The sequence below is a fragment of the Vibrio zhugei genome (genome assembly GCF_003716875.1).
Lineage (GTDB): Bacteria > Pseudomonadota > Gammaproteobacteria > Enterobacterales > Vibrionaceae > Vibrio > Vibrio zhugei.
Window position 1 is genome coordinate 1,062,596 of record NZ_CP033078.1, and the last position, 14,665, is coordinate 1,077,260.

A 14,665-nucleotide genomic window follows, 5' to 3' on the forward strand; every position below is an offset into this window, starting at 1 on the left:
TCGTGAGGCGGGGACAGGCTCGTTTAGTGAATAGGGATGAAAAAGCCAAGCCCAGCGCGTGCGCTCAGCTTGGCCGATCAATGGTGAAAAGAGATAGGGTTAGCGTTTGGAACCGCGTAGCTGGCGTACCTGCTCACGCAGTATGGTATTGTTCGCTTGGCCCGCCGCAATGGGCGTACCGACTACCACGTCGACTTTGGACCACCATCGTTTAGGAATGCCTTTGCAGGCGCGCCCTAGGTGACGACTAAAGTATGTCCCCCATAACCCACGGATGGCGACAGGAATGACCGGTGCGGTGCTGCGCTGCAAGATAATGTCGGTGCCTCGCATGAAAGAATGGATTTCTCCGTCACTGGTTAAGCGTCCTTCCGGAAAAATACACACCAATTCTCCTTCGTCCAATGCCTGTTCTACGGCTTGAAAAGCTTGGCGAATCGATTGACTACGCGTGGCATTGATAGGGATAACACCGGCTCGACGTAGGAAGTGCCGAATGATCGGGAAGTTGGCATAGTCTTCCTCCATGACAAAGCGAATCAGTCGCGGAGAGGCGGCGCTTAACAGTAAAGCATCCATATAGCTGACGTGATTGCACACAATTAAGGCCCCGCCGCTTTCAGGAATATTGGCGACATTGTGAGTGCGTACGCGATAGAGCAGACGGCATAGGAGCCATATGGCGAGGCGCACTACATGGACGGGATATTGATACAATAACCACAAGGTAATGAGAGCGTTGATGATGGCCAATATTGCAAAAAGCTGCGGAATGCTTAATCCGATGACACTGAGTGTCACAATGCCAAGTATCGCGCTCCCGACCATGAATAGTGCGTTGTAAATATTCAAAGCGGCAATGACTTGTGCGCGTTCATTGACACGTGAACGTTGTTGTAACAGCGCGTACAGCGGCACAATGAAGAGACCTCCGCTGATGCCCAGTAAAAATAGATAGGCAAAGGTCGGCCACAACGGGCGATAGATGACAAAATCGCTGAACTCATATAATACGGGTAACTGTGACGGAATTTGGGTCGCAAATAAATACCCCCACAGCGAAATCAAGGCCGCTGAAATCGGCACCGAACCGAGTTCGACTCGATGGTGGGATAACTTATCATACGCTAACGAGCCAAGGGCAATCCCCACGGAGAATAACGCGAGTAAAAACGACACCGCGGTTTCGTTCCCGAGTAAGTATTGACGAGTAAAATTAGGAAACTGTGTAAGATACGCCGCGCCTAAAAACCAAAACCAACTGATTGTGAGGATAGTGCGTTTTATTAAGGGATCGCGTTTGACCACTTGCAGCGTTTGTTTGGTGTGAGTGATCGGTTGCCATTGAAACACATAGTGAGAATGGTTCGCTGGAGCGTCTGGAATCCAACGGCTCGATAAATATCCCAAAAGCGCGATGAACACGACGCAGCCTGCCGCTATCCATTCCGCTGAAGGCAAGGGCGCAATCATGCCCGCACCGATAGTGCCAAGGAAAATAGCAAGAAAAGTGCCCGTTTCGACTAAAGCATTACCCGGCACGATTTCCGGTTTGGTTAAGTGTTGAGGTAATAATGCATACTTGACCGGTCCGAAAAATGCCGACTGGGTCCCCATCAAAAATAGCACGCCGAGCAGTGTTCCAAAGCTGTGCGTGATAAAAGCCACCGCACCTAATGCCATGATGAGAATTTCACTGAGTTTCACCCAGCGAATAAATTGCGATTTTTCATAATGATCCGCGAGGATGCCCGCCGAGGCTGAAAAGAGAAAGTAGGGCAAAATAAATAAGCCCGCAGCGATATTAATAAATAGATTGCTGGATATCGGTAGCATATCTTGGCTGGTGAAAGCGACAAGCAGTAAAAGAACGTTCTTAAACACATTGTCGTTGAAGGCGCCGCAAAACTGAGTGATGAAGTAAGGAAGAAAACGTCGGTTTACGAGTAACGATGAGCTGGGCATAAGACTACCAGTTCATCAGATATTGGGAGAGCAAATTCTGAATGAGCTCCTTGCCATCAATCGGGGCGGAAGCAAAAAACTTATCATCGACGCTCAGTAAGGTAATGCCATGTACACCAGACCACAATACCCGACTGGCTTGCAGCACTTCGTCTGACGTTCTTTGCGGTGCAAGAACGTTCAGTAGCGCTTCAAGCATGCCCGTCATGTTATCGATGCGCTCTTTTTGCCACTCTGGCAAGGTCTCGCCATTCATATTATGTTCAAAAATCAATTGCCAGCGATAGGGATTTTCGAGTGCAAAATCATGATAGCAGTAGGCCAGTAAGTACAGCGCTTCTTGCGGATCATCGCAATGATCCACGGCTTCATGAGCGCGCTCGGCAAGTTCATCCAAAGTATTGGCGACCACGTGCAACAAAAGAAGGTTATAGTTACCAAACACATTGACTAATGTGCTAGGAACATAACCTATCATTCCGGCTATTTTTCGTAAGCTGAGTTCGTGATATGAGTGCTCCTCAAGGAAGTTTTTCACAGACTCAAGCGTAATTTGAACCAATTCTTCTCTCGAGTGGTCGTTTCTTCTTGCCATAGCGTTCTAAAAATTATGTACATTGTTCATTATCATAATGACCGACAGCGATAGCGTCAACTGACTTCTCTGATTGCAATATCCTGATACAGATGTATCTGGTGAAAAGGTTTGATTCTGGCAATGAAGCGGCTATTATCCGGAGAGTCATACTTTACTTGCTATTGTTAGGCAGGTAGATAAACCAAAGGATTACTATGAAGCGTCTATTTTCATTTGTCGCATTACTTATGGTCTCAGTGATGGTGGTACCACACGCGGATGCTCGTAAGTTTGGTGGCGGCAAGTCGTTCGGTAAGAGTTTTAAAACCGCTCCATCGCATAAATACAACAGCAACACGAGCACCTTAAATAAAAAAGGGACCACGAATACTAATTCTAATCGTCGTGGCCTTATGGGGGGCTTATTAGGAGGCTTATTAGCGGGAGGATTGTTTGCGGCGCTCCTCGGTGGCGGCGGATTCCACGGTATCCAGTTTATGGATATTTTGATCCTGGGCGCCATCGCGTTTGTGATTTTCCGTCTAATGCGAGGGTCGCTTGCGGCAAAGCAAGCCAGTATGAATCAGCATAGGCACGCCTACGAGGGCAATTTCCGCGATTCGTCTGCGGACAATACGCACCACTTTGAACAACCTCAACACACTGGTGGTTTTGGCACAAGTGCACAAAGTGAGGTGCCGCACAATTATCCACCAGGCTTTGATCAAGCGGCTTTTGTTAACGGGGCTCGTGAACATTATCGAATTATCCAAGGAGCATGGAACTACAATCAATTAGATAAAATTCGTGAATATGTGTCGCAAAGTCTGTTTGACGATTTGAAAGCAGAGCGGGCGAAGCTGGACGGAGAGCAACATACAGATGTGATGTATGTGGATGCGGAAATTGTGCGTTGCGACTACGATGCGACGACCGCTCAGTTGAGTTTGCAATTCTCTGGCCGTTACCGAGATACGGTTGAGGGGATTGAAGAAAACATCGAAGACATCTGGCATTTGGAACGCGATCTGACGGTGTCCGATGCGCCATGGCTGATTGTTGGTATTCAAAACGCCTGATTGACTCAATAAAAAAAACACCGTGCTGAGCATGGTGTTTTTTTTTGATAACGTCCAGACGATAAAAACGCCAGCTTCCTGCCGTAATGCCGATCAGTTAAGACTAAAATGATCGGTTGAAGGATCCATCTAACGTGTCAAAATCCGAGTGTATTCATGCACTCGGATTTTTTTATGTTTTTAAGACAAGCACTTAACCAAGTACACAAATTTTCTGCTGAACAACTTTCGGGGTTATCTGACCTACTTTCCCCTGAACTCATTTCGCAATGTTTAGAAGATACCGGAATTACCACAGTTCGTAGACGAAGATTGCCTATGGAGATGATGGTATGGAGTGTCGTTGGGATGTCTTTATATCGTCACTTGTCTATGGAGAAAGTTGTGTCGAAACTGGATATCCTCCTTCCAGGTAAGAAGCCATTTGTTGCTCCAAGTGCCGTCATCCAAGCCAGACAACGGTTGGGCTCCGATGTCATGAAATCCGTTTTTACTCAAACACAGAAGGTTTGGCATGATAAAACGCCTCATCCAGACTGGCATGGACTCACGCTTCATGCTGTCGACGGCGTCGTCTGGCGAACGCCAGATACGAAAGAAAACGGTGAGACATTCAGTCGGACTCGGAATCAAAAGTGCTCGTCCGAATATCCTCAAGTGCGCATGGTCTGCCACATGGAACTGACTAGTCATCTTCTAAATAGCGCTTCGTTCGATTCCACATCAACAAGTGAAGTGGACCTAACAACGGAGCTCATAGAGCAATCACCAGATAATAGCCTGACTATCTTCGATAGAGGTTTTTATGCGCTAGGGCTTTTACACCGTTGGCAGACAACAGGGACAGAAAGACATTGGCTAATTCCCATGCGTAAAGGGGCGCAATACACGACACTTCGCCAATTAGGACGTGGTCAAGAGCTGGTTGAGTTAACGCTATCCCCACAAGCGAAGAAGAAGTGGCACGATGCACCAGAAACACTCGAGGCTCGATTAATCACCAAGACGATAAAGGGGAAGGAAGTTCGGTTATTAACCTCAATGACAGATCCCTTGCGTTACCCAGGGCAAGACATAGCCGAGCTATATAGCCATCGGTGGGAAATCGAACTTGGTTATCGAGAAATGAAGCAATATATGCTGCAAAACACCCTAACCCTAAGAAGTAAAAAGCCTGAGCTAGTAGAACAAGAATTATGGGGCATGCTGCTGGCTTACAACTTACTTAGGTTCTTGATGTGCCAAATGGCTTACGATCAAAACAAGGTCATGCCTTACCAGATAGGGTTCAAACAAGCTTCGTTGTTCTTAATAGGGCAATTACAGCAACTGCCGTCAGTGGCACCGGGAAGGGTCCCGGAGGTGATGAATTACATCTTAGATATGGCTGAGAGTTTTACGCTGCCAGAAAGGAGAGAACGAAGCTATCCAAGAGCAGTAAAAAGAAGGCCCAGTCGCTATGCGACCAGGCCTTCTAAAAGATGTTAAATGCCTCTTAACTTACAAGCATTAAGCTTCCTGCCGGCGTTTTTATCACTCATAATGCAGTGGACACTTACTTATGAGAAACCTTTATCGAAAATGAGTTACTTTTTCTCTAACTCATACTGGTCAGCCATTTCACCTTGTACGCGGTTGCCAACTGCATCCAATTTGAAAATGGCACCTTTTTCTATACCGAATTCCATTGGCTTACCTTTGCCGCTGTCGAGGCTCAATTTCGATGAATCGTCATTCCAAGTAAAGTTACCTTTCGTAGTGACTTCTTTGCCATCAACAGTTTGCTTCATGACAAATGACTGATCTTTGTTTAGGGTGATATCAGTGTTGACTTGATTGCCGTCGGCACCGGGTAACGCACCTTGATATGTACCTTGCCAATCTAATTGATCACCATTTTTTGGTAGTGGAGCAGATTCTGATGGAGCAGAACCGGTTGGTTCGCTGATGTCTGATGACATGTCGCCATTAGCCGCAGGTTCTGCATTTTGTTGAATTGAGCTTACTGCTTGCTGCTGATCGTTATTGGCTTGTTTTGCTTGATCAGTGTTACCGTCACAACCCGCTAAGACAACAGTGAGGACACTTAATGCAATAATGGACTTTTTCATCATATTCATCCTTTGTTTTATAGATAAACGGACTTCGTTATTGAGTGAGGTTATTATTGAGCAAGGACTGACAATGCGAGTCAGCGCATCGTTATCTTTTGCACGCAGCTTGTAATAGATGTGTTAATAAGTGGTTAGTTCGTCAGGGAATATTCAATAATGTCAGGAAAGACACAGCGTTATAGAAATAAAACAAGACTCACCAAGTTGTTCATTATTTGCTAAGGTTGTTCTCACCATAGGATATCGCTGTATAGAGAACGCTGATGGAATTAGATCATATCGACCGAATCTTGCTGGAAAAACTGCAGGAAGACAGCAATGTTTCATTAACCACCTTAGCTGACATGGTTAACCTGACTACCACACCCTGTTGGAAGCGATTAAAGAAGCTGGAACAATCAGGTGTGATCGCGCATCGTGTTGCCTTATTGGATGCTGATAAATTAGGTTTGTCTTTTGTGGCTTTTGTCATGGTACAAACCAACGACCACTCCCATGAGTGGTATGAGCAATTTGTTCAATCAGTGCAAGAGTTTCCAGAAGTGATGGAGTTTTATCGTATGGCTGGTGAGTACGACTATATGATGAAAGTGGTTGCGCGCGACATGCGTCATTTTGATGAGTTTTATAAAAAGCTCGTCAATCGTGTGGCGGGCATCAATAATGTGACGTCAACGTTTGCGATGGAATCATTGAAGTACACCACCAAGTTGCCTTTGATTTAGTGGGTTGGGGTTCGTCTCCGATAAGGAATATTGGCTGGCGCTTTCCTTTTCCACAAGCATATCCTAGAGAGGGAAGGCGCCAATCTGTTTTTACTGTTTATAACGAATCACGCCTTCCTGCACAGCTGTTGCGACTAAGCGACCATCTCGCGAATAGATTTTTCCTTGTACCAAGCCACGCCCACTTGACGCGATGGGACTCTCGATGGCAAACAGTAACCATTCGTCCATTTTCACGGGACGGTGATACCAAATCGAGTGATCGATGGTGGCGACTTGCAGTTTTGGCGTTAACAGTGAAACACCATGCGGATGTAAGGCGGTGACCAAAAATCCCCAATCCGAGGCGTAACCTAACAAGTATTGGTGCAGCAACTGATTGTCAGGTAGCTCCCCATTGGCGCGTATCCATAAATACTGAATTGGATCCGTTTTTTCCGGTTGCAGTGGATTGACGACATTCACAGGGCGCACTTCGATCGGTCGGTCACCACAAAAGGTCGTTTTTAAAGGTTCTGGAAGTAGGTGAGCGACCTGCGCCGCGATCTGGCGTTCTGAGACAAACTCGTCTGGCCCTGGGATTGCTGGCATGGTGCATTGATGTTCAAACCCGTCAGCGGCTTCTTGATAAGACGCCGTAAGGTAGAAGATGGGACGACCGCCTTGCATCGCTTTGACGCGGCGCGTACTAAAACTGCGGCCATCTCGGAGAACTTCAACATCGTAATAGATCGGCTGCTCTGGATCACCTGGGTATAAGAAGTAGCTGTGGAATGAATGGACATTACGATCCGCTTCTACCGTATAGCGCGCGGCGGATAACGCTTGTCCTATTACTTGCCCACCATACACTTGTGGCAGCCCTAAATTTTGGCTATGCCCTAAATACAGCCCATCGTCCTGAGGCTCCAACTGAAGTAAGTTGAGTAATTCCGTCAATGCTTGGCTCATGAATATTGGTTCCTTGTTACCTTTAATACTTCAACATTACGTCACATTGCGCCAAAGACGCAAGAGGTAGGGATTTTAAACGAATGATAAAGAGCCAAAGCGACCAGTCTGTGTGCGTTAGTCAATGATATCGCTGTTGTTTGGGAACGAGTATGACTCTGCGCTTAGGGTAGGGTCCCAACGATATCTCGCCAGAGAGACGCGACCCGCTTCTGTCACCTCAATGCCTTCTGCGAGTAATTGCTCGCGTTGCCGAACCAAATCAGCGCCTTTAAGCGATATCTGCCCTTGACTATTTATCACGCGATGCCAAGGCAATTGAGACCCTTGTGGTAATTTTTTTAGTGCGGTTCCGACATGGCGAGCGTAGCCCGGATAGCCTGCCATACGGGCGATGTCGCCATAAGTTGCAATACTACTTTGGGGGATTCTTGCGATGACGAGGAAGATCTGTGCCCGAAACTGATCCATACTATTCATAGAGTCATGTCCTTAAATGTCATTGCCACGGAACGGTTGAGAGGATTTTAGTCATGATATTTTCGATATTACAATTTTTAATGACCATCATTTTAGCCATTGTGTGTGCAAGAACAATGGGGCTCAGTCAGCAAGAGATCCCACTGATTGCGATGATCATTCCTGCTTTGTGGATCCTACCTCGTAGAGGAGCCTCTGGCATGATACTGCTGTTATCAATGGCCGCCTATGGTGCGACATTGTCTGAGCAGCCCGCCTATATTTCAATCAGTGTTTGGATTTTATTTCCCATGTTAATGGTGGCCTTTTCCTCGCGCAGTAATTTAGCGGTAATCACCTGTTGTGGCTTAATCGTATTAGCGCTGGAAGCGGGGGTGATGGTGACGCAATCGGCAGGTAAGCTCGGTGGCACACCTTGGTTAACTTTCATCCAAGTTATCGCTGTGATATTGATGTGGTGGGCGGCAAAAAGCTGGAAGCCTCAAAAAAATCATCACTGGTGGACATTGCTATGGGTTGTTCCAATGTATTTATCCGGCCTAGAGTATGCCGCGTTGTTATCGCTTACCTTTGTGGGCATTATGGCATCGTTAGAAACGATGCACGTCGCGATGGATGAAGAGGAATTTTGCTGGCATTCCTTACTGTGCTGGACGTTGCCTTCCGTTGGTTTTATTGCCTTTGTTCTTTCGCCGGATCTGGAAATGCCAAACGCCGTGTTTGTGGTCTGGATCTGCTTACTGGTTACCGCATGGATGACCGACTATATTTTGCGAAGCAATGAAGATGAGCAGCAATGGGATCCGTAAGACCGAAACGTGATACCCGACTATAAATGATATAAAATTTAGGAATATGTAATAATTTCGGATACAATGGGCGGCACAAAAACATAAATATATTTAACAACGTCAATGTATAATAAACTAATCCTTTGGGATTGGTTGATCGTGCTTTTGTTTACATCCCAAGTACACGCCCAAACCTACTCTGTTGCAACAGAAGAAGATGATTTTATCGCAAGAGTATTATTTGATGCTTTTGCTCATGAATATCATTTTGATGTTCGATTTAATCGGTTACCCAGTCATAAAGCGATACTACAGTCGGTAAAAACAGGCGAAAGTGATTTTGCCGTCAATATTACTTATAGCCGTCATTCCGCAGCCAATTTCAGAATTAAAACAATGTGATCCAGTGATCGTTTACAAATGTTAGTGCGACAGACCTCTTGACCGCGATCCCCAGTTTTGATCTATTACTGTTATTTAACGGTCACTTTATTATGTCTGCTGCTCAACCTGTCATTAAACGCCTAGATCACTTAGGGCTGATCGCTGCTTTCTGCCATGAAATCGGTTTACCTGGTATTATTGATCGCATCATTCCCAAGTACTCGGATCACAACGTTTCACATGGCGATGCGGTCTTGGCGATGATTCTCAATGGTCTTGGCTTTCACAGCAGAACGCTGCATATGTTTTCTGACTTCTTCGAGACGAAGCCTGTTGCCAAGTTGCTTGCTAAAGATATTGAAGCTCACCATTTAACGGACGATGTACTCGGACGCACGTTAGATGCTTTATATGAAGCAGATGTCTCCGCACTTTATCAAGCGATAGCAGAGCATGTCGTTGATAAGCTAGGACTTAAAACAGACTCTGTCCACCTTGATATCACTAGCTTCCATGTCGATGGTGAATACGCCCAGGACGAAGATCTTAATGCCATCAAGCTGGTAAAAGGCTACAGCCGAGACCACCGTCCAGAGCTAAATCAAGTGGTCCTTGAGTTGATTTGCGAAAACCAAGCTGGCCTGCCTGTTTACATGCAAGCGCTTAGTGGCAACACCAACGATGCTAAGGCATTCTCAGAGGTCACTAAACGGCATATTCATTGCCTGAAGGCAGCTCAAAACAGTCGCTACTTCATCGCCGATGCCGCTTTGTACACCGAAGAGAGCATTCGTTCACTGGATGAGCAACAACAGAAGTTTATTACGCGTGTTCCAATGACCATTAAATCAGCCAAAGAGGCCTTAATGAACCTTGAGCCCGAGCAGCTGAGCCATATCGGCAATGGCTACTCGGGTTGTTGGGTTGACGCTGATTATGGCTCGGTATCTCAGAAGTGGCTGTTGATTCATAGTGAACAAGCAACCAAGCGAGAACAGGTAACGTTTTATAAGAACTTAGACAAAAATATCACCAAAGAGCTGAAAGCGCTGGGACAACTAAAGAAAAAGCAGTTTGCTTGCGCAGTGGATGCCGAGCAAGCAATGAGCGACTTCGCCAGCCAGTGTCATTTGCTTGGCTTCGCGCAATCAACCATCGTTAAAGAGCCAATTTATTCAGGTCGTGGTCGGCCGAAGAAAGATGAAAAGCCAACGGGATACCACTATTTGATAGATGCTACGCCTTATACCGATCTAGAAAAGGTGAAACTGGCCAAGCTTAAAGTAGGTATGTTTATTCTCGCCACCAACGATACTGACAACACCGACCTAACAATGGCTGCATTGCTTGAACATTACAAGTCTCAGCAAAAGGTCGAGCGCGGCTTTCGCTTTTTGAAAAGCCCTGAGTTCTTAACATCATCAATTTTCCTGAAGAAACCTCAGCGAATCGAGGCACTACTGATGATCATGACGCTGAGCCTACTCGTTTACGCGAGCTTAGAGCACAAAATCCGAGAGAGTCTCACTAAGACCGAGGAATTCTTTCCTAGCATGGTAAAGAACAAGACGACAACTAAACCGACGGCACGTTGGGTATTCTTAAAATTCGAAGGTATCGACACACTCGAATTTGGCGGCCAAAGCTTCATAACGGGTGTTCAAGAGCATCAGACTCGGCTGCTTAAGCTTCTTGGTGTACTGTATGAAGCAGTTTATTCCTAAATTGGCTGCGGAATCTCGGTTATAGTGCTGAACGGGCAAAGCAATTCGATTTTTCTGTGCCGATCAATGTCGAACCCACGTATTTATTTAGTCCGCACAGTCAGGCTCACCTTGAAGATATACAAGTGGTTGGCGTTCCAGAAAATGCGGCATTTATCGATAAAATAAAACATCATTATCCGAATATTGAGCTTCGTAGTTATGAAGGTATATCGGGTGCGCGCCAACTCCTTGCGCAAGGCAAAGTGGACGCGGTGATTGATGTCTTCAGTAAACTCAAACCGCTATTAAATGATGGACTCCATGCCACGTCTTTAAACCACCAATTGTTGATTGCTCCCGGCTCTATTATTACAGGTAAAGGGCGCAACCAAGCGATTCTAAACAAAATCGAAGCCTTTGCCTTGACCGATGATATGCAACGTCAATTGCGTGATGCGGTCAAGCGCTATGAGTTTCAGTTACGGCGACAAGCCTTACGGCGCCGTGTCATTAGTAGTGGTTTTAACCCGCAACATAAGTTGAAGGTCAAGCTAGAAAGCCAGCCTCGTTATGTCATCTATCATTCCACCGGACAAGTGTCAGGGATGAGTGCCGATATCCTAAGCAAGGTGTGCGACGCATTATTATTACCTTGCGAAATTATCAGCAATAAAGATGAAACATGGTCCAACATGTTTAGCGATGTCATGTCCGATAACATTGATATTATCGGCCCTATTGTCGTGTCGGAACGACGTAAAAAATCGGTGTATTTTAGCGAGAGTTACTACCATCCTCATGCGTATATGATTAAACGCTTTGGCTATAAAGATGGGGCGTATCAAGATATTTCTCAATTAGTGGCGGAGAGAATTGGGGTCATTAAGGATGATTTTTTCCAAGAATTACTCCATGAAAAATTACCCAATAAAACATTGATAGAATTTGATTCACAGAAGGATATGATCAACGGATTATTACGTCATGAAGTCGATTATATCGTAATGAATAAGATTAATTACAGTTATGCGTTAGGGCAGACCCCAAAGATGATGCCACTCACTATTGATAAAGTGATTGGTAGTATCTATCAAAATGATATCGCGTTTGGTTTTCCGAAAACACCAAAGGGCGCCGTTCTCGCGAATTTATTTTCGGATGCCCTTAATATTATTGATACTAATGAAATCGTGCGTCAATACGATATTCAGCCTGGCTGGCGCTCCATCTTTGTGATTCGTAATCACTATCAGCAGCGTATCAAGATCATGACTGGCATTATCATTATCATACTTATTGCCTTTTTCTTGTACATTCGCTGGTCTGCAATGACCGATACCTTAACCGGCTTATACGGCCGTCGTTCTTTGTTTCACCGCTTTAAGAATGGTGTACCCGCTCGGCTATGCTTTGCGAAGGTGTATATTGGTAACATGAAAGCGATTAACCAAAAGTATGGCATTGAGATTGGTGATAAGGCGTTAAAAGAACTGGCGAAACACGTGAAAAGGCAATGGCGTGGCAAAGTGTACCGGCTCAACTCGACCTCGTTTATTTGTGTTGGAAGGCGCGCTGATGAATCGGTGAGTGCTCGATTTGAAAAGATGAAAGGCTTGGTGTACATCGACCTAAAGCGTGGCGTCAATGTCACTTACTCGTTGGATATTACCACCTCCACACATCGGGAGCGTGATATGGCTTTGTATGAGGTATTAAAGCTCATGAATCAACAGCGCAAGATGCGCTGATACGCACGCATTCCGCGCTGACGGTGATAAAATCAACGGTTTGTTTAAATACTCAGCGCTTAGCCGACGAAAGTGATAATCAATGAGAGTAGGGGGTTGCAATAGCTAAGGGAATGCTTGATAATCCTCATCAATCTTCAGCGACGCAACATTGTTGAAGTAATCTATGGAGGCCCTGGTCCTCCCGCAACACTAATTCGTGAATCTGGTCAGGTCCGGAAGGAAGCAGCCACAGCGAACGACGTGTGTGCCGGGATGTGGCTGGGGCTTCCACCCATCTAGCCCTTTCTATTTTAAAATCACCAAGTCATCCAGTCTCAACATTCGAAAGCCATAGAGTCCTCGTCGTGGTATCAACCGATTGGCTTGAACTCAAGTGTCAGATCCATCAGCCACACCCTCTTGTTATTTTCTCACAGACAATGTTGAAGCCCCCGCTTTATTTAAATGAAGTTGGTTTAGGCTTTTCTTGTAGCGCTAGACTTAATATGCATCTATAAACACCCGCCTGACGTATTTTGTCATTGGTTATTGCGAACTCGGTTGTCAGTGATCCTGATTTCTCTGATTCAAGTCACCCCGATTATGACCATGTTTCGTTATTATATTTTTATAAATTATTAATATTATTCATATTAAGCACACAAGGAGCGCTTATGAAGGTGGGGGGGATCAATGTTTTCCCTGGGGTCGTAGCTGTCGTCGTGACACTCGCTATTTGGTTTGTGATTCCGGTTCCGGATGGTGTGAGTAGTAATGCGTGGCATTTACTCGCTTTGTTTGTGGGTACCATTGTGGCGATCATCGGCAAGGTGATGCCAATCGGTGCCATCGCGGTATTAGCCATCACATTAGTGGCCTTAACAGGGGTCACGAATGACTCTCCATCGGGAGCGATTAAAGATGCGTTAAGCGGCTTTTCCAACTCACTCATTTGGTTAATTGGTATTGCGATTATGATCTCGCGCGGTTTGGCGAAAACCGGCTTGGGTAATCGCATTGGCTATTATTTTATTTCTTTGTTCGGTAAAAAATCCATTGGCGTGGGTTATGCGCTGGCCATTTCTGAATTGATTATTGCTCCGGTCACTCCCAGTAATACGGCTCGTGGCGGGGGGATTATGCACCCAATCATGAAATCTATTGCCACGAGTTTTGGCTCATCTCCAGAGGAAGGCACCTCGCGTAAAATAGGTCATTACCTTGCGTTGGTGAATTACCATATTAATCCTATCACTTCCGCGATGTTTATTACCGCGACGGCGCCTAACCCGTTAATCGTGAAACTGATCGCCGATGCCACTGGCGCAGACATTAGTATTACTTGGGGCACTTGGGCACTTGCCGCGCTACTTCCAGGGTTAGTGTGTATAGCGTTAGTGCCATTGGTGGTGTATGCCATATACCCACCTGAAGTAAAAAGTACGCCAGATGCCACTGTGTTTGCTCAAAATAAGCTTAATGAAATGGGCGCCTTATCATACGGCGAAAAAGTCATGGTGTTTGTCTTTGCGCTGTTACTCATACTGTGGGCCGGCGTGCCTGCAATGCTATTGGGTCCTGACTTTGTGGTAAATACTACGGCTGTGGCCTTCTTAGGATTGAGCGTGCTTTTAGTGACTGGCGTGTTGAATTGGGACGACGTGCTTAAAGAAAAATCCGCTTGGGATACGGTTGTGTGGTTTTCAGCATTGGTGATGATGGCGACATTTCTGAATAAACTGGGGCTTGTGGGCTGGTTCTCGAACGTGGTCCAAGGCAGTATTGCTCAATTGGGGTTTGGTTGGGAGGTATCAGCGCTGATTCTCGTAGTGGTGTATTTTTATGTGCATTACTTTTTTGCCAGTACTACCGCACATATTACCGCGATGTTTGCTGCCTTTTACTCCGCAGGGTTATTACTCGGCGCGCCGCCTTTGTATCTTGGTTTATTGCTAGCGGGGGCGTCTTCTTTGATGATGTCTCTCACTCACTATGCGACAGGAACCTCGCCGATTATTTTTGGCTCTGGGTACGTATCCATGGAAAACTGGTGGGTCATGGGCTTTATTATGAGTTTGGTCAATCTCTCAGTTTGGGGAATTGTCGGGGGCTTATGGTGGAAAGCCCTTGGATATTGGTAGAGCAATACACACGGTTAACACA

Annotated in this window: 13 protein-coding genes and 1 other RNA gene; 9 read left to right on the forward strand and 5 right to left on the reverse strand. The window is 45.8% G+C overall.

Annotated elements, in window-relative coordinates:
• Positions 1-99: 99 nt before the first annotated feature.
• Together EAE30_RS10265 and EAE30_RS10270 are read right to left on the reverse strand one after the other, a co-directional pair.
• A complete protein-coding gene (locus tag EAE30_RS10265; protein WP_123015827.1) occupies positions 100-1,965 on the reverse strand; it encodes an MFS transporter in 1,866 nt (621 codons plus the stop codon).
• A 4-nt stretch (positions 1,966-1,969) separates the two neighbouring features.
• Positions 1,970-2,560 carry a TetR/AcrR family transcriptional regulator gene (locus EAE30_RS10270; protein ID WP_123015828.1) on the reverse strand — a complete coding sequence of 197 codons (591 nt, stop codon included), beginning with the start codon at positions 2,558-2,560 and terminating at the stop codon, positions 1,970-1,972.
• Positions 2,561-2,757: 197 nt separating this feature from the next.
• On the opposite strand from EAE30_RS10270, the gene EAE30_RS10275 reads away from it, so the two are divergent.
• Both EAE30_RS10275 and EAE30_RS10280 read left to right on the forward strand, forming a co-directional pair.
• Positions 2,758-3,621, forward strand: a complete 864-nt coding sequence (locus EAE30_RS10275) for a Tim44 domain-containing protein (protein WP_123015829.1) — start codon at positions 2,758-2,760, stop codon at positions 3,619-3,621.
• Between the two features lie 174 nt (positions 3,622-3,795).
• Positions 3,796-5,109: an IS4 family transposase gene (locus EAE30_RS10280; protein WP_123017329.1), complete on the forward strand. Its 1,314-nt coding sequence runs from the start codon at positions 3,796-3,798 to the stop codon at positions 5,107-5,109.
• A gap of 98 nt (positions 5,110-5,207) precedes the next feature.
• Here EAE30_RS10280 and EAE30_RS10285 read toward each other — a convergent pair whose 3' ends face one another.
• Positions 5,208-5,735: a copper resistance protein NlpE gene (locus EAE30_RS10285; protein WP_164711824.1), complete on the reverse strand. Its 528-nt coding sequence runs from the start codon at positions 5,733-5,735 to the stop codon at positions 5,208-5,210.
• Positions 5,736-5,998: 263 nt separating this feature from the next.
• On the opposite strand from EAE30_RS10285, the gene EAE30_RS10290 reads away from it, so the two are divergent.
• Complete coding sequence (locus EAE30_RS10290) at positions 5,999-6,460, forward strand: Lrp/AsnC family transcriptional regulator (RefSeq protein WP_123015831.1); 462 nt, start codon at positions 5,999-6,001, stop codon at positions 6,458-6,460.
• A gap of 90 nt (positions 6,461-6,550) precedes the next feature.
• On the opposite strand, the gene tesB is transcribed toward EAE30_RS10290, so the two are convergent.
• Together tesB and EAE30_RS10300 are read right to left on the reverse strand one after the other, a co-directional pair.
• On the reverse strand, positions 6,551-7,411 hold the full coding sequence (gene tesB, locus EAE30_RS10295; RefSeq protein WP_123015832.1) for an acyl-CoA thioesterase II: 861 nt from the start codon (positions 7,409-7,411) through the stop codon (positions 6,551-6,553).
• Positions 7,412-7,528: 117 nt separating this feature from the next.
• A complete protein-coding gene (locus EAE30_RS10300) occupies positions 7,529-7,882 on the reverse strand; it encodes an MGMT family protein (RefSeq protein ID WP_123017330.1) in 354 nt (117 codons plus the stop codon).
• Positions 7,883-7,944: 62 nt separating this feature from the next.
• Between EAE30_RS10300 and EAE30_RS10305 the strand changes: the two genes are divergently transcribed.
• From EAE30_RS10305 to EAE30_RS10330, 6 genes are all read left to right on the forward strand, one after another.
• On the forward strand, positions 7,945-8,700 hold the full coding sequence (locus EAE30_RS10305; RefSeq protein WP_123015833.1) for a VP0952 family biofilm-associated protein: 756 nt from the start codon (positions 7,945-7,947) through the stop codon (positions 8,698-8,700).
• Positions 8,701-8,805: 105 nt separating this feature from the next.
• Positions 8,806-9,084: a hypothetical protein gene (locus EAE30_RS10310; RefSeq protein WP_123015834.1), complete on the forward strand. Its 279-nt coding sequence runs from the start codon at positions 8,806-8,808 to the stop codon at positions 9,082-9,084.
• 92 nt (positions 9,085-9,176) lie between these two features.
• Positions 9,177-10,790 (forward strand): IS1634 family transposase, encoded by a 1,614-nt coding sequence (locus EAE30_RS10315; protein WP_123014954.1) that lies wholly within the window; start codon positions 9,177-9,179, stop codon positions 10,788-10,790.
• A gap of 56 nt (positions 10,791-10,846) precedes the next feature.
• Entirely contained in the window at positions 10,847-12,520 is a 1,674-nt protein-coding gene (locus EAE30_RS10320) for a transporter substrate-binding domain-containing diguanylate cyclase (RefSeq protein ID WP_123015835.1), read from the forward strand.
• Positions 12,521-12,693: 173 nt separating this feature from the next.
• An RNA gene (gene ffs / locus EAE30_RS10325) (signal recognition particle sRNA small type) lies at positions 12,694-12,790 on the forward strand.
• 386 nt (positions 12,791-13,176) lie between these two features.
• A complete protein-coding gene (locus EAE30_RS10330; protein WP_123015836.1) occupies positions 13,177-14,643 on the forward strand; it encodes a DASS family sodium-coupled anion symporter in 1,467 nt (488 codons plus the stop codon).
• Positions 14,644-14,665: the final 22 nt, after the last annotated feature.